This window comes from Micromonospora sp. RB23 (genome assembly GCF_053585025.1).
Genome location: NZ_CM132111.1, coordinates 6,063,394 through 6,081,310, shown reverse-complemented (window position 1 = coordinate 6,081,310; position 17,917 = coordinate 6,063,394). Strand labels below are relative to the sequence as shown.

At 70.0% G+C, this 17,917-nt stretch carries 20 protein-coding genes; 15 read left to right on the top strand and 5 right to left on the bottom strand.

What is annotated here, in order from left to right:
• Window position 1: 1 nt before the first annotated feature.
• Together ACTFTM_RS27685 and ACTFTM_RS27680 are read left to right on the top strand one after the other, a co-directional pair.
• Window positions 2-988 carry an ABC transporter permease gene (locus ACTFTM_RS27685; RefSeq protein ID WP_449563315.1) on the top strand — a complete coding sequence of 329 codons (987 nt, stop codon included), beginning with the start codon at window positions 2-4 and terminating at the stop codon, window positions 986-988.
• 146 nt (window positions 989-1,134) lie between these two features.
• On the top strand, window positions 1,135-2,877 hold the full coding sequence (locus ACTFTM_RS27680) for an ABC transporter substrate-binding protein (RefSeq protein WP_449563314.1): 1,743 nt from the start codon (window positions 1,135-1,137) through the stop codon (window positions 2,875-2,877).
• 84 nt (window positions 2,878-2,961) lie between these two features.
• On the opposite strand, the gene ACTFTM_RS27675 is transcribed toward ACTFTM_RS27680, so the two are convergent.
• Window positions 2,962-3,774 (bottom strand): DUF427 domain-containing protein, encoded by an 813-nt coding sequence (locus ACTFTM_RS27675; protein WP_449563313.1) that lies wholly within the window; start codon window positions 3,772-3,774, stop codon window positions 2,962-2,964.
• A 241-nt stretch (window positions 3,775-4,015) separates the two neighbouring features.
• Between ACTFTM_RS27675 and ACTFTM_RS27670 the strand changes: the two genes are divergently transcribed.
• The 4 genes from ACTFTM_RS27670 to ACTFTM_RS27655 are packed head-to-tail and all read left to right on the top strand — an operon-like array spanning window position 4,016 to window position 6,139.
• A complete protein-coding gene (locus ACTFTM_RS27670; protein WP_449563312.1) occupies window positions 4,016-4,309 on the top strand; it encodes a hypothetical protein in 294 nt (97 codons plus the stop codon).
• Window positions 4,310-4,348: 39 nt separating this feature from the next.
• Window positions 4,349-5,053, top strand: coding sequence for a uridylate kinase (locus ACTFTM_RS27665; RefSeq protein WP_449563311.1), 705 nt, complete (start codon window positions 4,349-4,351; stop codon window positions 5,051-5,053).
• Window positions 5,053-5,598, top strand: coding sequence for an ATP-binding protein (locus ACTFTM_RS27660; protein WP_449563310.1), 546 nt, complete (start codon window positions 5,053-5,055; stop codon window positions 5,596-5,598). Before ACTFTM_RS27665 ends, ACTFTM_RS27660 begins: the two co-directional genes overlap by 1 nt.
• Window positions 5,599-5,617: 19 nt before the next feature.
• Window positions 5,618-6,139, top strand: a complete 522-nt coding sequence (locus ACTFTM_RS27655) for an NUDIX domain-containing protein (RefSeq protein ID WP_449563309.1) — start codon at window positions 5,618-5,620, stop codon at window positions 6,137-6,139.
• Between the two features lie 19 nt (window positions 6,140-6,158).
• Here ACTFTM_RS27655 and ACTFTM_RS27650 read toward each other — a convergent pair whose 3' ends face one another.
• Window positions 6,159-6,902, bottom strand: a complete 744-nt coding sequence (locus tag ACTFTM_RS27650) for an XRE family transcriptional regulator (protein ID WP_449563308.1) — start codon at window positions 6,900-6,902, stop codon at window positions 6,159-6,161.
• Between the two features lie 284 nt (window positions 6,903-7,186).
• Between ACTFTM_RS27650 and ACTFTM_RS27645 the strand changes: the two genes are divergently transcribed.
• From ACTFTM_RS27645 to ACTFTM_RS27635, 3 genes are all read left to right on the top strand, one after another.
• Window positions 7,187-8,188, top strand: coding sequence for a helix-turn-helix domain-containing protein (locus tag ACTFTM_RS27645; protein WP_449563307.1), 1,002 nt, complete (start codon window positions 7,187-7,189; stop codon window positions 8,186-8,188).
• A gap of 94 nt (window positions 8,189-8,282) precedes the next feature.
• A complete protein-coding gene (locus tag ACTFTM_RS27640; protein ID WP_449563306.1) occupies window positions 8,283-8,924 on the top strand; it encodes a DUF7003 family protein in 642 nt (213 codons plus the stop codon).
• 126 nt (window positions 8,925-9,050) lie between these two features.
• Window positions 9,051-9,425, top strand: a complete 375-nt coding sequence (locus ACTFTM_RS27635; protein WP_449563305.1) for a DUF805 domain-containing protein — start codon at window positions 9,051-9,053, stop codon at window positions 9,423-9,425.
• A gap of 149 nt (window positions 9,426-9,574) precedes the next feature.
• Here ACTFTM_RS27635 and ACTFTM_RS27630 read toward each other — a convergent pair whose 3' ends face one another.
• Window positions 9,575-10,024, bottom strand: coding sequence for a MarR family winged helix-turn-helix transcriptional regulator (locus tag ACTFTM_RS27630; protein ID WP_449563304.1), 450 nt, complete (start codon window positions 10,022-10,024; stop codon window positions 9,575-9,577).
• Between the two features lie 81 nt (window positions 10,025-10,105).
• Here ACTFTM_RS27630 and ACTFTM_RS27625 point away from each other — a divergent pair, with 81 nt between their 5' ends.
• Window positions 10,106-11,002 carry an alpha/beta hydrolase gene (locus tag ACTFTM_RS27625; protein ID WP_449563303.1) on the top strand — a complete coding sequence of 299 codons (897 nt, stop codon included), beginning with the start codon at window positions 10,106-10,108 and terminating at the stop codon, window positions 11,000-11,002.
• 30 nt (window positions 11,003-11,032) lie between these two features.
• Here the strand turns inward: ACTFTM_RS27625 and ACTFTM_RS27620 are convergent, their stop codons facing one another.
• Window positions 11,033-13,174 (bottom strand): prolyl oligopeptidase family serine peptidase, encoded by a 2,142-nt coding sequence (locus ACTFTM_RS27620; protein WP_449563302.1) that lies wholly within the window; start codon window positions 13,172-13,174, stop codon window positions 11,033-11,035.
• A gap of 87 nt (window positions 13,175-13,261) precedes the next feature.
• Between ACTFTM_RS27620 and mshB the strand changes: the two genes are divergently transcribed.
• The 3 genes from mshB to ACTFTM_RS27605 all read left to right on the top strand — a co-directional run bounded on the left by mshB (window position 13,262) and on the right by ACTFTM_RS27605 (window position 15,187).
• The gene (gene mshB, locus ACTFTM_RS27615) at window positions 13,262-14,188 is read left to right on the top strand and encodes an N-acetyl-1-D-myo-inositol-2-amino-2-deoxy-alpha-D-glucopyranoside deacetylase (RefSeq protein ID WP_449563301.1); all 927 of its coding nucleotides are present in this window, start codon (window positions 13,262-13,264) and stop codon (window positions 14,186-14,188) included.
• Window positions 14,189-14,205: 17 nt separating this feature from the next.
• The gene (locus ACTFTM_RS27610; RefSeq protein ID WP_449563300.1) at window positions 14,206-14,643 is read left to right on the top strand and encodes a hypothetical protein; all 438 of its coding nucleotides are present in this window, start codon (window positions 14,206-14,208) and stop codon (window positions 14,641-14,643) included.
• Window positions 14,644-14,722: 79 nt separating this feature from the next.
• A complete protein-coding gene (locus ACTFTM_RS27605) occupies window positions 14,723-15,187 on the top strand; it encodes a hypothetical protein (RefSeq protein ID WP_449563299.1) in 465 nt (154 codons plus the stop codon).
• Window positions 15,188-15,434: 247 nt separating this feature from the next.
• On the opposite strand, the gene ACTFTM_RS27600 is transcribed toward ACTFTM_RS27605, so the two are convergent.
• Window positions 15,435-16,397 (bottom strand): GNAT family N-acetyltransferase, encoded by a 963-nt coding sequence (locus tag ACTFTM_RS27600; RefSeq protein WP_449563298.1) that lies wholly within the window; start codon window positions 16,395-16,397, stop codon window positions 15,435-15,437.
• Window positions 16,398-16,476: 79 nt separating this feature from the next.
• Here ACTFTM_RS27600 and fdxA point away from each other — a divergent pair, with 79 nt between their 5' ends.
• A complete protein-coding gene (gene fdxA, locus ACTFTM_RS27595; RefSeq protein WP_007464872.1) occupies window positions 16,477-16,803 on the top strand; it encodes a ferredoxin in 327 nt (108 codons plus the stop codon).
• Window positions 16,800-17,906, top strand: coding sequence for a succinyldiaminopimelate transaminase (gene dapC / locus ACTFTM_RS27590; protein ID WP_449566751.1), 1,107 nt, complete (start codon window positions 16,800-16,802; stop codon window positions 17,904-17,906). Before fdxA ends, dapC begins: the two co-directional genes overlap by 4 nt.
• Window positions 17,907-17,917 lie beyond the last annotated feature (11 nt).

The window sequence follows — 17,917 nt, the reverse complement described above, 5'->3', positions numbered from 1 at the left end:
CATGGCGCGATTTCTGATCAAGCGACTCTTCTCCGCCACGCTGACCCTGTTCGCGGTGAGCGTGTTGACGTTCCTGATGTTCTTCGCCCTGCCCCGCGACCCGGTGAGCAGCATCTGCTCCAAGAACTGCAACGCGGAGCGGCTGGAACGGGTCCGCGACGACCTGGGCCTCAACGACCCGTTGGTCAGCCAGTACGCCGGCTACATGAAGGGCATCGTCACCGGTCGGGACCTGGGCAGCGCCCAGGGCGGCCGATGTGACGCGCCCTGCCTGGGCTGGTCGTACGTCACCAACGAGGCCGTCTCGGACACCATCGCCCGGGTGCTGCCGGTGACGCTGAGCATCGTCATCCCGGCGGCGGTCCTCTGGCTGCTGCTCGGCGTGGGGTTGGGCATGGTCTCGGCGCTGCGCCGGGGCACCTGGTTGGACCGGGCGGCCATCGGCTTCTCGCTCACCGGCGCGTCGTTGCAGCTCTACTTCGTGGGCGCGGTACTGCTGCTGGTGTTCGTCTACAACCTGCGGTGGCTGCCGGTGCCCAGCTACACGTCCCTGTTCGACAATCCGGCGAAGTGGGCCAGTGGGCTGGTGCTCGCCTGGGTGTCGTTGGCCTTCCTGTTCTCGGCGATCTACGCCCGGCTGTCGCGGGCGCAGATGCTGGAGACGCTGTCCGAGGACTTCGTCCGGACCGCGCGGGCCAAGGGCCTGGCAAAACCCACGGTGTACGGGCGGCACGCGCTGCGCGCGGCGATCACCCCGGTGGTGACGATCGCGGGGCTCGACGTGGGTGGGGCGCTGGGCGGCACGGTGATCACCGAGACGACGTTCGGCATCCAGGGGCTGGGGCGTACGGCGGTGGACGCCGTGCGCTCGGGGGATCTGCCCACCATCATGGCCACCGTGCTGATCGCAGCCGTCTTCGTGGTGCTGGCGAACGTGCTGGTGGACCTGCTGTACGCGGCCATCGACCCGAGGGTCCGGCTGCGCTGAGCCATTAGCCGTCCCGCGCGTGGCTGCTGGCAAAATTTATCGACAACTGTTACACAACTCGTAGGTTTTCTTCCTTACGATCCTCGGGACGTCGGCGGTTCCCGCCCCGACGGAACCGCACGGCACATGGGTGAAGGAGGTACTTCATGCGACCACGCGTGGCGGTTGCCGCAGGCGGCGCGATCGCTCTGGTTGTGACATTGGGTGCGTGCTCGAAGAACACGGGCGAGGGCACCACGGTGGACACCAACCGGCAGCAGAGCGGGGTCATCGCGACCGACCCCAAGGACTCGCAGGGGCCGGCGGCCGAGGTGAGCGGCGCCGCGAAGGGCGGCACCTTCACCATCATCCGGGAGTCGCCGATCTCCCACCTCGACCCGCAGCGGACGTACTCGTTCGCCGGGCTCATGACGAACCCGCTCTTCGCGCGCTACCTGACCACCTGGAAGGACGACGGCAAGGGCGGCCTGGTCCTCGTCGGTGACCTCGCCGAGACGCCGGGCAAGAACGTCAACAACGACTGCAAGGTCTGGGAATTCACCGTCAAGGACGGGGTGAAGTTCGAGGACGGCCGACCGATCACCTCCAAGGAGATCGCGTACGGCATCGCCCGCTCCTTCGACCCCGACCTCTCCGGTGGCCCGACCTACCTCCAGGAGTGGCTGGCCGACACCCCGCAGTTCGACACCAAGTGGGACTTCAAGAAGAACAAGACGTCCCTGCCGCCCGGCCTGACCACGCCGGACGCGAAGACGCTGCGGTTCGAGTTCGCCAAGCCCCGCTGTGACCTGCCGTTCGCCGTGTCGCTGCCGACCACCGCGCCGCTGCCCCCGGACAAGGACACCGGCATCGACCTGGACAAGCAGCCGTTCTCGTCCGGCCCCTACAAGGTCGCCAAGAACCAGGTCGGCGTCCAGATCACGCTGGACCGCAACCCCAACTGGGACCCGAACACCGACCCGGTCCGGCACCAGTACCCGGACCAGTTCGTCTGGAGTTTCGGCCCGACCGCGGACGCCGCCAACAACCGGGTCATCGCCGACAACGGCGCCGACCAGAGCGCGCTCGCCTTCAACGCCGTACCCGCCTCACTGGTCGCCAAGGTGGCCGAGGACGCCGCGCTGAAGTCGCGCAGCATCCTCTCGCCGACGCCGAGCGCCAACCAGCTCGTCATCAACAACCAGCGGGTCAAGGACCTCAAGATCCGGCAGGCGCTCAACTACGCCATCGACCGGGAGGGCATGGTCAAGGCGCTCGGCGGCCAGAACGTCGCCGCCCCGCTGACCACGCTGATGCCGCCGGCCACGATCGGCTACAAGGCGTACGAGGCGTACCCGGCGGGCCCCAACGGGGACGTCGCCAAGGCCAAGGAGCTGCTCGGCGGGCAGACGCCGGAGCTGGTCCTCGGTGTCGCCGACAACTCGACCGAGCAGCAGCAGGGCGCCCAGCTCAAGGCCAACCTGGAGCGCGCCGGCTTCAAGATCACGCTGCGGAACATCTCCGACGACGCGAAGCTCGACGAGATCAAGAAGAAGGACAACCCGTGGGACCTGTACATCGGTAACTGGGCGGCGGACTGGCCGAGCGGCGCGGCGATCCTGCCGGTGCTGTACGACGGCCGCAGCATCAAGGCCGAGGGCAACAGCAACCAGTCCTACTTCAACGACCCGACGATCAACGCCGAGATGGACCGGATTCTGGCACTCGCCCCGTCCGAGCAGGGCCCGGAGTGGGCCAAGCTCGACGAGCGGATCATGAAGGAGCACGCGCCGGTGGTGCCGATGTACGTCGACGTGGCGTACCACGTGCACGGCTCCAAGGCCGGCGGGGTCTTCGTCTCCAGCGTCTTCGGCTACCCGTCGTTCGTCAACGCGTACGTGAAGCCGTAGGTCACACCGCGGAAAGCCAAGGGTCCCCGCCCGACAACGGCGTCGGGCGGGGACCCTTGCCGGATTTCAATCCAGTGCGTTGGTTCAGTGAAAGGGCGTTGTCGGCCGGCTCAGTCGCTCGCCGTCGACGAAGAGATCGACTTTCTCGTTGTAGAAGGCGATCAGGCCGGCGATCGGCAGGAGAGCGGCGGTCGGGAAGTCGTACGACCAGGCCAGGTCCGGGTGGGTTTGGTCATCGACACGGACGGACCAGTAGTCGCTGGTCCGGCCCTTGTACGGGCAGGCGGTCCTCGTCGCCGACGGCACGAGGTGCCGGAAGTTCACGTCGGTCCGGTTGAGGTAGTAGCGGGGCGGTAGACCGGTTTCGAAAACCAGCACCGGCGATGTCGACTCGGCCAGGACGACCCCTTCCAGTTCCACCCTGACGCTGCGGGTGGAACGCACCGCGTCCACCCGCGAGAACGGGTTGCGGGGGTGCACGAAGACCTCTTCGTCCTCCTCGAACCACGCATCCATGGCTGCCCAGTCGAACCGGATCGTGTTCGCCAGACCGGCCAGCGCGTCGTCTCCGTACAACCGCCCGCACGAAGGACGGATCGTCTCGCCAACCTGCAGCCCGTGCAGCCGCGCGGTCCCGCGTGGGGTCACCTCGGTGCCCTGGCCCTCGATCAACAGGTTGCGATTCAGGTCGTCGACGGGGATGTAGTACTGCGGGAAGAACGGCCATTCCCACACGTACAACGCCCGCGTGGTTTCCAGTACCTGCTCGCCGCCGAGGAAGGCTCGGATCCGGCGAGGCACCGGCTCAATGTGGTCGACCGGGACGATCATCTTCGGATAATCCGACAACTTGTCCTCCCGTGATGTGACGGCCGGTCCGGGCAGGCGCCGGTTCAACGATCAGGGTGGCCCCCGCGTTGTCACATGCGTTTGTTGCAGAGACCGTAACCGATGTCGCCTTTCGCGACGAGCCCTTCGCGGCAGAGGTTTCGTGCCGCCGGGAATACCACTCGTTCCTGGATCGAGTGCGATCTTGGGAGTGCGGGCGTACGGCAAGCCGTAGGTCGTCGTACCGCGGGTAGGGCCCCTTTCGACAGCGGGTCCTGCCGTTCGGGCGATTTCGCGGGAAGATGGCCAGGTGAAGCCGATCTACCCAGATGACGGCGATGTCGATCGGGACGCCGTACCGGGCCTGCGCCCCGTACCCACGGACGACGCCACGTCGGTCACGGTCGACGTCGACGGAGAGCTGTTCGCTCTCCGCCCGAACGAGTGCGACGGCACCGACTACACGTGGCTCAGCGGGCCGAACCCCGGCTACGGATTCGGCGTCGGTCCGACTCTCGGCCTGTCGCTCGACGAGCACAGAGAGAACATCCGCGACTTCCTGGCCATGGTCGATCCCGCCACCGGGCGCATCCAGGACGACTGACATGAGGCTCTGGCGGCAGATCCAGGATTGCGAGTTGCGGTGAGTGAGGTGCGGCCGGGGTCGCGCCGTGCGGAGCTGCTCGGCCGTCTCGCCAAGGCGGTCGGGTCCGTCGATGTCGCCCACCCGGTACGGGTTGCCGTCGACGGTCCACCAGCAAGCGGCAAGACCACCCTCGCCGACGAACTCGCCGTGTTCCTGCGACGTCAGGGCCGCTACGTCATCCGCGCGACGATCGACGACTTCCTCTTTCCCCGGACGCGACGCTATCCGCGCGGCGAGTACTCGGCCGAAGGCTGCTACTTCGACACCCACGACTGTGCGGCACTGAACCGGGTGCTGCTCGACCCCCTCGGGCCCGGCGGCGATCGGAGCTTCCAATCCACGGTGTACGACCACGCCACTGATGCCGTGCTGTCCCCGCCGAAGATGACGGCACCCGCTGACGCCGTGCTGGTGTTCGACGGCGTCTTTCTCCTGCGCCCGGAACTGCTCGACCGGTGGGAGCTGCGCATCCTCGTGTCCACCGCGATCGAGACGACGGTGGACCGTGCCGTGATCCGAGAGCGGCAGGTGTCATCCCGGGCCGATGTCGAACGGCGCTGGCGGAAGCGTTACATCCCCGCCCAACAGCTCTACGTCGACACCGTGCGCCCGATCGACCACGTCGACTTCGTCGTGCACAACGACGAGCCGCAGAGGCCGGTCTGGGAGACCCGGGCACGCTGGACCGTACGGGAGTCGTGATGACGCGACCGACACTGTTCCTGACGGTGGGACTCCCCTGTACCGGAAAGACCACCGCCGCGCGGCGGATCGAGGTCGAGCAGAAGGCACTTCGACTGACCAAGGACGAGTGGGTGAAGGCCCTCTACGGTGCCGAGAATCCGCCTGCGGCCTCGGACGTGATCGAGGGACGGCTCATCGAGATCGGGCTGCGCGCCCTCGAACTCGGCAACAACGTCGTGATCGACTTCGGCCTCTGGGGTCGGGACGAGCGTTGCGCCCTTCGGCAGGCCGCGGCGGACCTCGGCGCGCGGGTGGAACTGCGCTACTTCGAACTCACGCCTGCCGAGCAGGGCGAACGGCTCGATCAGCGCCAGGCGGACGCACCCCACACGACATGGCCCATGTCCGACGAGGAACTCGCCGAGTGGGCCGCCCGCATGGACATCCCGACGCCAGGCGAACTCGACGGCTCCGAACCCGTCGACGACCCACCGGCCGGTTTCACAACCTGGAACGAGTGGCGGACCGACCGCTGGCCGCCGAGTCGGCGCGACCTCTCCTGATCGCTGATGGTGCCGCCTGGTGCGCGTCGCAGGCAGCAACAACCCCGATGTTGTGACGATCTTGGGCGTGGGCGCGCGCCCACCGCTGAGCCGCGCCAGGTGGCACGATATGGCCGTGTCGAACACCGCGGACAGCTCTGCCAAGGCACGCATCGTCACCGGCCTGCTGCGCGACGGGAACCGGGTGCTGCTGTGTCACCGTTCTCCGCAGCGTCGGTGGTACCCCGACGTGTGGGACATGCCCGGCGGGCATGTCGAGCCCGGGGAACTACCGGGCGAGGCGCTCGCCCGGGAGCTTCGGGAGGAGGTGGGCATCGATGTCTCGGTACCCTCGGCGCCACCCGTGCACGAGGTGCACACCGACACGTTCGACATGCAGATCTGGCTGATCGACGCGTGGACGGGATCCCCGGTCAACGCCGCGCCGGACGAACACGATGCCATCGGCTGGTTCACCGAGGACGAGCTTGGCGGACTGCGCCTGACGCACGACAGCTATCTCGCGCTGTTCACCAGGGCTCTTGCCGAGCATCGCGCCTGACCGCAACCGGCCGACCGCCCTATTCAGGTGACGTGTTGTACCGGTCGAGCGTCGCCTTGGAGGTGGAGGCATCGCGGAAGGTCAGCTCCCATGGGCCGGTGTTGACGTCCATGTCCTTGCCGAATCCGACCCATTTTCCGGCCATCCGCCGGCCTGTCGGTTCCGCCAGAAGCTGAATGGCACCGTGGTACCGGGCTCCGCGGTAGTAGCCGGCGGGATCAGTTTGTTCCACCCACGTCCCGGTGACCACGCCGCCGTCAACGGTGAGATCCAGCGACAGCGACGAGGCCGCTGAGGCGGGCAGACTGCGCACGGTCAGGCGGTCGCCGTGCTGGAGTACGACAACGAAATGCTGGCCGGCGAATGATTGGCTTCGCCCGCTTGAGTGGTATTGGTAGCGGCTGAGCCACACCCCCTCGTAGGACTTGTGGACCGTGAGTGGCTTGGGCGTCGGGGTGGCCAGAGTGGACATGGGTGAGGTCATGTCGTGGCCACCGGTCTGGTCGTCCACCGCGTGGCCGTCGGGGATCGCGGCGAAGCCGAGTAGCGAGACCGGTAGGCCGGTAACGACCTCCAAGGCGCGTGCGTACACCGGCCGGGGCGCGGCGATCACACCCGCCTCCCAGCGTTGTACGAGCCTCTTGTTGGCGTCGTTGGGCTCGCCGATGCGGAGGCCGGCAGCTTGGAGCGCACGGGCGAAGTCGTCCTGGCTCATGCGCATCCCGATACGGACCGAGCGCAAGGCGGTATTCGGGGCGTTCATGTTCGCCACGATAACCCTATGTCGTCTAAATGTCGCCTCTGATGTATCCCTTATGTCATTTCCTGTGCCGTCGCATCCGGCGACCAATGGGCGTCATCGTGATCAGCAACGGCCGATGCACCCAGCAGCGAGGTGACCATGTCCAAGCGTGACGACGGGCTGCCCAACGCGGGCGAGCAGATCGACGCCGCCGAACGGGAGGCGGCCAAACGCCGGTTGCTCGCGCAGGCTGAGGCGGAGCGGATACCCGTGGATGAGACGACTCGGGCCGGGAGATGGCGGCGGTGCTGCGGGTCGATCCCGCCGCGCTGCTCGGGCGGGATGCGCAGCCCGCCGGGGTGGCCGAGTGCCGCGAAGGCGTCGCGCGGATTCGGGCAGTGTTGTCCGCGTACCCCATGCTCTTTCCTTACCCGGCGGCGGACCGGGCGGTGATGTCGCCGGACCGGCTGGCGCGGGAGGTATGGCAGGCGTGGATGACCTACCAGTACGCCCGATACCCGCGTCTGGTCGAACTGCTGCCCGCGCTGGTCACCGAGGTTCACCGTGTGGACGCGCAGGAGCCGGTGGCTGGGCGGGAAGCAGTGGTGGAGGTGTACCGGGTGACGGCGGCGCTGCCGGTCAAGCTGGGCGAGGAGAGTCTGGCGTGGTTGGCCGCTGACCGGGCGATGTCCGCCGCTGCCGGTGACACGGTGTTGCTGGCCTGCGCGGCGGTGCAGCTTGGTCAGGTGCTGCGACCATCGGCGCGGACCAGAACGGTGTTGCTGGCTGCCGCCTCCCAGCTCACCCCGGAAACACCTGCGGAAATGTCGCTGTGCGGATCGCTGCTCGTGCAAGCAGCCCTCACGGCGGCCGGGGCGGGTGATGACCGGGGGAGCGGTGACCTGCTGGAGGAGGCCGCTGGGCTGGCCGTTCGAGTGGGTGATGGACACGACCATCACCGGACGGCGTTTGGGCCGACGGCCGTCGAGCTGGCGCGGGTCACCGCGGCGGTGGAGTTGGGCGACGGTCCGCAGGCGGTCGCCCGGCATCGGGAGGCGATCGAGCGGGACGGCTGGCGGTGGCTGCCGGTCGAACATCGCGCCGCACACCTCGTCGACGCGGCACGCGCCCACCTCCAGACGAACGACCCCGGCAACGCGGCCCGGCTTCTGGTGCAGGCCGACAGCATCGCGCCCGCCGAGATCCGCCACCGGCCGTGGGCGCGGAACGTCCTCGCCCAAGCCGCCCGCCACCCGGACGCCCCACCCACGATCATCCAGCTCGCCATCAACCTCGGGGTCCTGTGAGCATGGCGGTCCACCCCGGATCGGTATCAGGCCCAGGGGGCTGACGTACGGACGGACGCTTCGTTCGCCGCCTGACGCACTACAGTGCTCGGCTGTGCGCCCGGCCGACATCCTGGAACAACTCGACGCCGCAGCCGACGAGTTCCGGTTTCCCGATCTCGACAACGGCTACTCCTACGCCGTCGACGCCCGACTGCACGGATACCGTGACGCGGGGCGATGGGCGCTCGTCGTCGAGACGATCGGCTACTCGCCACGGGCCGGCAACCTCACCGACGTGCTCTACGTGTTCGGCAACTGTCTGACCAGCGGCGAACCTGGCGCCGCCAACGGCGACTTCCTCGATCGGGTCGACAACTGGGACGAGATAGAGGATCCGGACGAGCCGGAGACGTACCGGGGAGGCCCCGTGGTGCTTCGCGGTCAGGACGTCGCCGTCGCCGGTGAATCAGGCGAGGAGTTGGTCGACGTGCTGCGTCGGCTCGTTCCGCGCCACCGCGAGCTTCTCCTGGCGGACGAACGGGAACTGCGCCGCCGGATCCCCGTCGACCTGCCCGAGGTACTGCGGCTGGACGAATGGCACCACCCTGACCTGGCTGGCGGCTCATGTCCCAGCCAGTCCGAGACGTTCCGCCAGATCGCCGATGTCCTGGCGACCGGTGATCTCACGCTCTACGCGCCCACAGCGCAGCCGAACACACACTGGTCCCACTGGCCTGAGTCGGGGAGCCTGTAGCCCTCGATCTCCGGCGATAGTCCGACGCCGTGGCTACCGCTGTTCGGCTGCTCGGCCGTTGACCGGGCGGCATTGATTCGCTTGGCTACTCTCGCTCGAGAACCCCTCACAAAACGGGAGATAGTCATGTCCTTTGGTACCGCCGTCAAATCGGTTCTCAGTCAGTACGTCGGCTTCGCAGGTCGGGCCCGCCGGTCTGAGTACTGGTGGTTCGTCCTGTTCACCATCCTCGTCAGCATCGTCGCCTCCGTCCTGGACAACGCGCTGGGACTGACCTTCGTGGACGGTTCGTCGAGCGGCTTCATCGGTCTCGTCGTTTCCCTTGCGCTGCTGCTGCCGTCGCTGGCTGTCGGGGTGCGACGCCTGCACGACACCGACAAGACGGGTTGGTGGCTGCTGATCGGCCTGGTGCCGATCGTGGGCGCCATCGTCCTGATCGTGTTCTTCGTTCAGGACAGCACGCCCGGAGCGAACCGGTTCGGCCCCAGCCCCAAGGGCTGAGTGCTTTCGCGGCACACGTCGCACGGATCAAGGACCGGGCGAAAGGCCCCCTTCCGACAGGGCTGTCGGAAGGGGGCCTTTCGTCGTCGAGGGGACCGCGGTGCGCGCCGTCGACGGCGACGCCGCCCGCGCCCGGAAGCCGCGGACGGTCAACCGACCGGGTTGCCGATCTTGTCGCGTTCGAGGGCGGCCCGCAGCGTCCGCAGCGCGTCCGCCGCGGCGTCGAACTGTGCGGGTCCGAGTGCTGCCTGGATGAGTTCGGTGATGGTCGCGAAGGTGGTCTCCGCGTCGTCGACGAGGGCGCGGCCGGCGTCGGTGAGTTCCAGCAGCGAGGAGCGTCGGTCCGCGGGGTTGGGGATGCGCCTGACCCACCCCCGTCCCTCGAGGCGGTCGACACCTTTGCTGGTCGCGCCGACGCCGATGGCGAAGAACTCGGCGAGGTCGGCTACGCGAGCGCCCGGGTGTGCGCGTAGATGGCGCAGGAACTCGAACTGCGATGCGGCGATCCCGTGCCGGCTCCGCTGCAGGTCGTTCAGGATGTTGTACAGGCGGGTCTCGCACCGGACAAGATCGCTGAAGAACATCACAGTTGCCGCCATCGCGCGGTCATTGCATGCCGTGGCAGGTAAATTATCTTCCACGGCATGTACATTACGGCAGGGCTTCGAAGGAGTACCACCATGAGCAAGGCGCAGCGCGCAACCATCGACGCCATGCTGCGGCGCGGCACTCAGGGTTTCACCCCGCTGCCGATCGAGCAGATGCGAAGCAACTTCGCGGCGCTGATGGCGATGTTCCCGGTACCGAAGGTGCGCACGTCCGACACGACGCTCGGCGAACGGGCCGCGGTGCTCGTCGAACCGGAGGGCGAAACACGTCCGGGCACCATCCTGTACTTCCACGGCGGCTCGTTCTCCGTCGGCTCTCCGCAGACGGCGATGGGGCTGACCGCCAGCCTGGTCCTCCGGACCGGGTTCCGCGCGCTGTCACTTGACTACCGGCTCGCGCCAGAACACCCGTTCCCCGCCGCGATCGAGGACTGCCTCAACGCCTACCAGGCGCTGCTGGACGCCGGGGTGAACCCACAGTCCATCGCCTTCGCCGGTGACTCGGCCGGTGGTGGCCTGTCCGTGACGACCACACTCGCCGCCAAGAGGGCGGGACTGCCGATGCCCGGCGCCATCGTCGCGTTCTCACCCGGTCTCGACCACACCCGGACGGGCGCGAGCATGGCGACCAAGGCCGGTGTCGACCCCCTCTTCACCAGCGAGGGCATGGCTCACACGGGCGCGCTGTACCTCGGCGGGCAGGATCCGAACCAGGAACTGCTCGCCCCGGCAGTCCTGGCCGACCTGACCGGCTTCCCGCCGCTGCTGCTACAGGTCGGAACGAACGAACTGCTGCTCGACGATTCGGTACGGCTCGCCGAACGCGCCCGTGACGCCGAGGTCGACGTCATCCTCGACATCACGGCCGGGGTACCGCACGTGTTCCAGTCCTTCATCGGTCAACTTGACGAGGCGGAGCATGCGCTCGACCGCGCCGCCCTGTTCCTCAGCCAGCAGCTGAGCGCCTGATGCGGCGACCGCGTTGAGGCGGCCCCGCCCTCACAGGTGCGTACGCAGGAACTCCAGTTCCAGTGGGAGTAGCCGCTCGGCGGTGCCGTTCGCGGCCATGTGGGTGGCGCCGGTGAGTGGCAGCACGGCGTGCGGCCGGCCGGTCGACAGCAGCGCCGCCGACAGCCGCAGCGTGTGCGCGGCCACCACGTTGTCGTCGGCCAGGCCGTGTACGAGCAGGAGTGGTCGGGCCTGGTCCGGGCCGGTGACCGGCTCGGCGGCCAACTCGATGAGCGAGTGGTGCGCGTACACGTCCATGCCGTCCTCCGGCAGGCCGAGATACCGCTCGGTGTACGCGGTGTCGTACAGCGCCCAGTCGGTCACCGGGGCGCCCGCGATGCCGCACTTGAACAGCTCCGGATGGCGCAGCACCGCCAACCCGGCCAGCCACCCGCCGAACGACCAGCCACGTACGGCCACCCGGCCGAGGTCCAGGTCCGGGTGCTTGCCGGCGAGCGCGGTCAACGCGTCGATCTGGTCGGTCAGGATCACGTCGGCCAGTCGCCGGTGGATCGCCTTCTCGAACGAGGGAGCCACTCCCGGCGTACCCCGGTTGTCGATCGTGACCACCGCGAACCCGGCGTCGGCCCACCACTGCCGCTCCAACCACGCGGCTCGCGCCGCCACCACCTCCTGGTGGCCCGGGCCGCCGTAGATGTCCAGCAGCACCGGCAGCCGCCGGCCCGTCACGTGGTTGTCGGGGTAGAGCACCGCCGCCGGCAGCCGCCGGTCGGTCACCCGTTCCAGCAGCGGCAGCGGCGAGTACGGCGGCTCGGCGGCCAGCGACCGCAGCTCGGTCAGCTCCTGACCGCCGCGCGACACGGTCCAGCGCACCCCGGCGTGGTCCAGCGACGCCGTCCCGACCACCAGCACGTCCCCGCCGACGGCCGCCGTGTGCCAGCCCGAGTCGGTGGTGAGACGCCGGGCGTCCACCCCGCCGCCGATCGTCGTACGGACCCGGAACAGGTGCCGCTCGCTGGGCTCGCCGTCGCTCGCCTCCACCAGCAGGTCGGCGGGACCGCTGACGGCCGGCAGCCGACCGACGACCCGCCGCACGTACAGCGATGGCGGGGTGAGCAGCGTGCCGTCGGCGAACAGGCACCGCGCGTCGTACCCGTCGTGGGCCAACTCGCCGCCGACCAGCACCCGGCCGTCCGGCAGGTGCGCCGGGGTACCGGCGATCGGCTCCACCCAGCGCGGGTCGGCCAGCTCGGCGTGGACCTGCGTCTCACCCGTACGCGGGTCCACCGCGAGGACCAGCCCGTGCTGCTGCGAGCGGCGCAGCACGGTGATCAGCGGGCTGCCCTCGACCCAGCTCACCCCGGTCAGGTACGGGTAGGTCTCGCGGTCCCAGTGCACGTCGACCCAGCCGTCGTCGAGGTCCAGCAGGTGCAGGCTCACCTCGGCGTTCGGGCCGCCGGCCCGGGGATACGCGACGGCGGTCGGCGGGCTGCCCGGCTCGGCCGGGTCGTGCAGGTGCCACCGGTCCAGCCGGGACTCGTCCACCCGGGCGGCGAGCACCGTGCGCCCGTCCGGGGCCCACCAGTAGCCCCGGTACCGGCCGAACTCCTCGGCCGCGATGTGCTCGGCCAACCCCCAGCTCACACCCGCGTCCTCGCCCGCCAGCAGGGTGTCCGTGCCGTCGGCGTCGATCACCCGCAGCTCACCCCGGCGTACGCCGTCGGCCGCGTCGGTCACGTACGCCAGGCGCTCGCCGGTCGGGTCCGGTCGAGGGTCCAGCACCGGGCCGACGGCGGCCACCTCCACCACGTCGCCGTGCACCAGGTCGGCCCGGAACAGACGGCCGGCCAGCGCGAACACGGCCACCCGGCCGGCCGCGTCCAGCGCGTACGAGCCGATGCCGGCGGCGCTGAGCCGGAGCCGTTCCCGCAGCGCCCGCTCACCGGGGCTGAGCGCCCGGACGTCGCCGTCGTCGCCCAGCAGGGCCGCCGGGTCGGCCACCAGCTGTTCCTCGCCGGTCGCCACGTTCAGCAGCCAGAGCGCGTCCGCCGGATCCTCCGGACCGGCCGAGCGCAGGAAGATCACCCGGGAGCCGTCCGCGGCCACGGAGACGGCCCGAGGCGCGCCGTGGCTGAACCGGCGGGTACGGGCGGCCAGCTCCGGAAAGTCCACAGGCCAAATCGTAGAGCCGCGCCGCGCGTGATGTGGCCGACCTGGGCGGACGCGTCCAACGACTCCGGGGCCGTACCGCCGGTTAGAGTGACCGTCGTGACGACGCTGCCCGACCGCCGCCTGCTGCTGGTCCACGCGCACCCTGACGACGAGTCGATCGGCACCGGCTCGACCATGGCCCACTACGCCGCGGCCGGCGCGCACGTCACGCTGGTGACCTGCACGCTCGGCGAGGAGGGCGAGATCCACGTACCGGAGCTCGCGCAGCTCGCCGCCGCCGAGGCCGACCAGCTTGGCGGGTACCGGATCGCGGAGCTGGCCGCCGCCTGCGCGGCGCTCGGCGTCGCCGACCACCGCTTCCTGGGCGGCGCCGGCCGCTACCGCGACTCGGGGATGATGGGCCTGGCGACGAACGAGCACCCCCGGGCCTTCTGGCAGGCCGACCTCGACGAGGCCGCCGGGCACCTCGTGGAGATCATGCGAGAGGTACGTCCGCAGGTGCTCCTCACGTACGACCCGAACGGCTTCTACGGGCACCCCGACCACATCCAGGCGCACCGGGTGGCGATGCGCGCCGTCGAACTGGCCGCCGGCGAGGGCTGCGCCCCGGCCAAGGTCTACTGGACCGCCATGCCGCTCAGCGTGTTGGAGGCCGGCATGTCGCACTTCGCGGAATCCTCGGACAATCCGTTCGCCGGCATCCAGGACCTGGCCGAGCTGCCCTTCGGTACCCCGGACGAGCAGATCGCCGCCCGGATCGACGGCACCGACCAGCACGCGGCCAAGGAGGCGGCGATGCGGGCGCACGCCACCCAGATCCCGGCCACCTCGTGGCTCTACTCCATCGCCGGCAACTTCGGGGGCGAGTTCATGGGCGTGGAGTTCTTCACCCTCGCCGTCGGCGCGAAGGGTCCAGGCTTCGGCCCGTACGGCTGGGAGGACGACCTCTTCGCCGGGCTGACCGGAGAGGCCGACGCGGACCGCTCCCCGGTCGCGGCGGCCGGTCTCCGGTGACGCTGCCCGTCGCGCCGATGTCGGTCGTGAACGACCAGGACGCCCCGCCGCCGGCGGGGCCACCGCCGCGAGTGCTGGACCTGGGTCTACGGGTGGCCGGTGCGATCGTCGTGGTGGTGGCCGGCGTGGTGACGGGGGTGTTGGAGTTGCTGCTCGCCACCCTCCGGGTCGGCGGGCAGCTCATCGGCGTCTCGGCGCTGCTCGCGGTCGGCGCGAACGTCCTGCTGAGCTGGTTCGCGCACGAGGTGGTCGGCCGCCGGTGGGCGGTGGCGCTGCCGGCGGTGCCGTGGTTCGCCCTGATGGCGGTGGCAGCCATCCGCACCACCGAGGGCGACCTGCTGCTCGCCGGCGACAACTGGGTCGGCCTGGCGATGATCGTGGCCGGCGCGATGACGTTCGCCGTGATGGGTTTCCGGCAGATCCTCGCTCCACCGTCCACGCTCCGCGCCTGGTGACGTCACACAGCTACGAGTGGTAGATATTCCTGCCAGGGAAGCGGCCCCGCGTAAGGGGCGTACGGCAGGAGGTCGTGCGATGGACAGACGGTGGCGGACCATAGGGGTGCTCGCGGGAGGGCTCTTCGCGGTCAACGTGGTCGCCCGGCTCATCACCCGGTTCGGTTTCGACAGCGACGACGCTGCGGCCGACCGGGTCTCACTGGCGATGTTCGTGGTGATCGGGTTGACCCTGGCCGTGGTCGCCTTCCGCTGGGGACGCGTCCGGCCGCTGGCCGTCTGGGCGGCCGACGTGACGGTCGTGGTGCTGATCGCCATGGCTCTGACCGTGCTGGTCGGGCCGCTGGTCGTCGGCCACAACCCCTTCGCCGGTGGCGCGGGCACGTTCTTCGCCCAGATCTGGCTCTACCTGCTGGCCACCGGCCTCGGGACGCTGGGCGGCTACCTGGTGGCGACCGCCCTCGGTCTCGACTACCGCTCGCAGCAGCTCAAGCGGTACGCCGAGGTCAAGGCCGCGAAACCCCGCCGGGTGGTCCGCCGCTGAGGCCGCCCGCCCCGCGCCGAGCCAGAACCCCGCGCCGGGCGAGAACCCCGCGCGGAGCGAGAACCCCGCGCGGAGCGAGAACCCCGCGCGGAGCGAGAACCCCGCGCGGAGCGAGAACCCCGCGCGGAGCGAGAACCCCGCGCCGATCTTGCACTTCCGGTCGCCGGCATGGAGGGATATGCCCCTTTTTGTCGCCGCAGAAAGTGCAAGATCGGCGGGGCGGGGCGGGGGCGGGGTGGGGTGCGGGTCAGTGCGGGGCTACGCGGGTCAGGTAGGTGTGGTGGGTCGCGAAGCCGAGCGTCCGGTAGAGCGCGACGGCCGCCGTGTTGCGCTGTTCCACCTGGAGGAACACGTGTGTCGCGCCGGCCGACACGCCCCAGGCGGTCAGCGCGCCGATGACGCGTCGCGCCAGCCCCTGCCGGCGGGCGGTCGGCAGCACCTCGATCAGGCTGAGACCCAGCCAACGGCCCTGGCCGGTCACCGTCGCCCGACCGATCGCCGTCAGCGTGCCGTCGACGTACGCGTGGGCGAAACGCACCTGGCCCACGGCGGTGAGCACGTGCCGGGCGGCGTCCGGTAGGCCGCCCTTGCGGCCGGCCGCGACCGCGAGCCAGTCCGCGCTCGGCGCGGTCACCAGCTCCAGGACCGCGTCGACGGCGGGGGCAGCGGTGACCGTGAGAGCTGGCAGGGGGAGCGGCGCGGTCTGGACGAGGGTCGGTGGGCGGGTGTTCCAGCCGCGCTCGTCCAGCTCGGCGCCGACCGGCGCCGCGAGCGGCAGCGGAGTGTTGATGATCGCCGGCTGGCCCCGTTCCGCGTACCAGCGCTCGACCGCGTCCACGGCCGCCGGCAACGGTCGGTCGGGATCGCCGATCGGCAGCGCCGAATTGGCCCGGCCGGTCCAGCCCTCGGCTGAGCGCAGCAGCCAGTCGCCGAGTCGGCCGCGTGTCGGGGCCGGCCACGCCTCGTCGGCGGCCCGTTCGAGCGCCACCACCGCCGCGGCCGTCGGCCGGCGGGTCGGCGGTACGCGCTTGGCCCGGTGCACCTGCGCCACCGGTACGCGTAGTGGGCCCTGCGCCGTGGCGAGGGTGAGATGGGTCTCGCTCAGCTCGACCAGCTCGCCGAGGGCGTCGGAGAACAGCGGGCGGCCTTCGCGAATCCCCACAATCCGGCGTACCACGATTCGATGTCCCACATCCTGCTGTCGGAGCACGATCGACCCCCTCCCCGGCGAGATACTAGGCTCTTACCGTCGCGGGAGATCGCGGCGCGTCTTGCGGAGGAGAAGACCGGTGACCTACATCATCGCCGAGCCGTGCGTGGATGTGCTCGACAAGGCATGCATCGAGGAATGCCCGGTCGACTGCATTTACGAGGGCAACCGGATGCTCTACATCCACCCCGACGAGTGCGTCGACTGTGGTGCCTGTGAGCCCGTCTGCCCGGTGGAGGCGATCTTCTACGAGGACGACGTCCCGGAGCAGTGGAAGGACTACACCGGCGCCAACTACGAGTTCTTCGAGGACCTGGGCTCGCCCGGGGGCGCTTCGAAGATCGGCAAGGTGGAGAAGGACGCCACCTTCGTCGCCGCGCAGCCGCCGCGCGGCGAGGGCCACTGAACCGGCCCGCGCCGGTCTCGGCACGGCTGCCCGAGTTCACCTGGGACACCCTGGACGCCGCGGCCACCCTGGCCGCGGCGCATCCGGATGGCCTGATCAACCTCTCCATGGGCACGCCGGTCGACCCGGTCCCGGCGGTGATCCGTCAGGCGCTGGCCGACGCGTCCGACGCGCCGGGCTACCCGCTGACCGCCGGCACCCCGGCGCTCCGCGACGCCATCGCCGCGTGGGTGGCCCGGGCCTGTGGCACGGGCGTCGACGGTCTTGGCGTGCTGCCGACCCTCGGCTCCAAGGAGATGGTCGCCTGGCTGCCGACCCTGCTCGGCATCGGCCCCGGTGACGTGGTGGTCGTGCCGTCGATCGCGTACCCGACGTACGAGGACGGCGCCCGGCTGGCCGGCGCCACCGTGGTCCGCGCCGACTCGCTCACCTCGGTCGGGCCGACCTCGCGGGTCCGGTTGGTCTGGATCAACTCACCCGGTAACCCGACCGGTCGGGTGCTGCCCGCGGCGCACCTGCGCAAGGTCGTCGACTGGGCCCGGGAGCGCGGCGCGGTGGTCGCCAGCGACGAGTGTTACCTGCCGCTGGGTTGGTCGGCGGAGCCGGTCTCGGTGCTGTCCCCGGAGGTCAGCGGCGGCGACCACACCGGTGTGCTGGCCCTGCACTCGCTCTCCAAGCGGTCCAACCTCGCCGGTTACCGAGCCGGGTTCGTGGCCGGCGATCCGGCCCTGGTCGCCGAGCTGTTGAAGATCCGCAAGCACGCCGGAATGATCGTGCCCGCGCCGGTGCAGGCCGCGATGGTGGCCGCCTTGCAGGACGAGGGACACGCCGTCGAGCAGCGGGAGCGCTACCGCGCCCGGCGTGAGGTGTTGAGCGCAGCGTTCACCGAGGCCGGCTTCACGATCGAGCACTCGGAGGCGGGTCTCTACCTCTGGCTCACCCGGGACGAGGACTGCTGGCAGACCGTCGACTGGCTGGCCCGGCGCGGCATCCTGGTCGCGGCCGGCGTCTTCTACGGGCCCGCCGCCCAGCGGTACGTGCGGGTGGCGCTGACCGAGTCCGACGAGCACGTCGCCGCGGTCGCCGGTCGGCTGCGGGCCTGATCGGGGGCGTC

Coding starts and splice junctions, on each gene's coding strand:
- ACTFTM_RS27680 (WP_449563314.1), top strand. CDS start 1,135: ATGCGACCACGCGTGGCGGTTGCCGCAGGCGGCGCGATCGCTCTGGTT.
- ACTFTM_RS27660 (WP_449563310.1), top strand. CDS start 5,053: ATGACGCGACCGACACTGTTCCTGACGGTGGGACTCCCCTGTACCGGA.
- ACTFTM_RS27685 (WP_449563315.1), top strand. CDS start 2: ATGGCGCGATTTCTGATCAAGCGACTCTTCTCCGCCACGCTGACCCTG.
- ACTFTM_RS27610 (WP_449563300.1), top strand. CDS start 14,206: ATGTCGGTCGTGAACGACCAGGACGCCCCGCCGCCGGCGGGGCCACCG.
- ACTFTM_RS27630 (WP_449563304.1), bottom strand. CDS start 10,024: ATGGCGGCAACTGTGATGTTCTTCAGCGATCTTGTCCGGTGCGAGACC.
- ACTFTM_RS27650 (WP_449563308.1), bottom strand. CDS start 6,902: ATGAACGCCCCGAATACCGCCTTGCGCTCGGTCCGTATCGGGATGCGC.
- ACTFTM_RS27635 (WP_449563305.1), top strand. CDS start 9,051: ATGTCCTTTGGTACCGCCGTCAAATCGGTTCTCAGTCAGTACGTCGGC.
- ACTFTM_RS27625 (WP_449563303.1), top strand. CDS start 10,106: ATGAGCAAGGCGCAGCGCGCAACCATCGACGCCATGCTGCGGCGCGGC.
- ACTFTM_RS27605 (WP_449563299.1), top strand. CDS start 14,723: ATGGACAGACGGTGGCGGACCATAGGGGTGCTCGCGGGAGGGCTCTTC.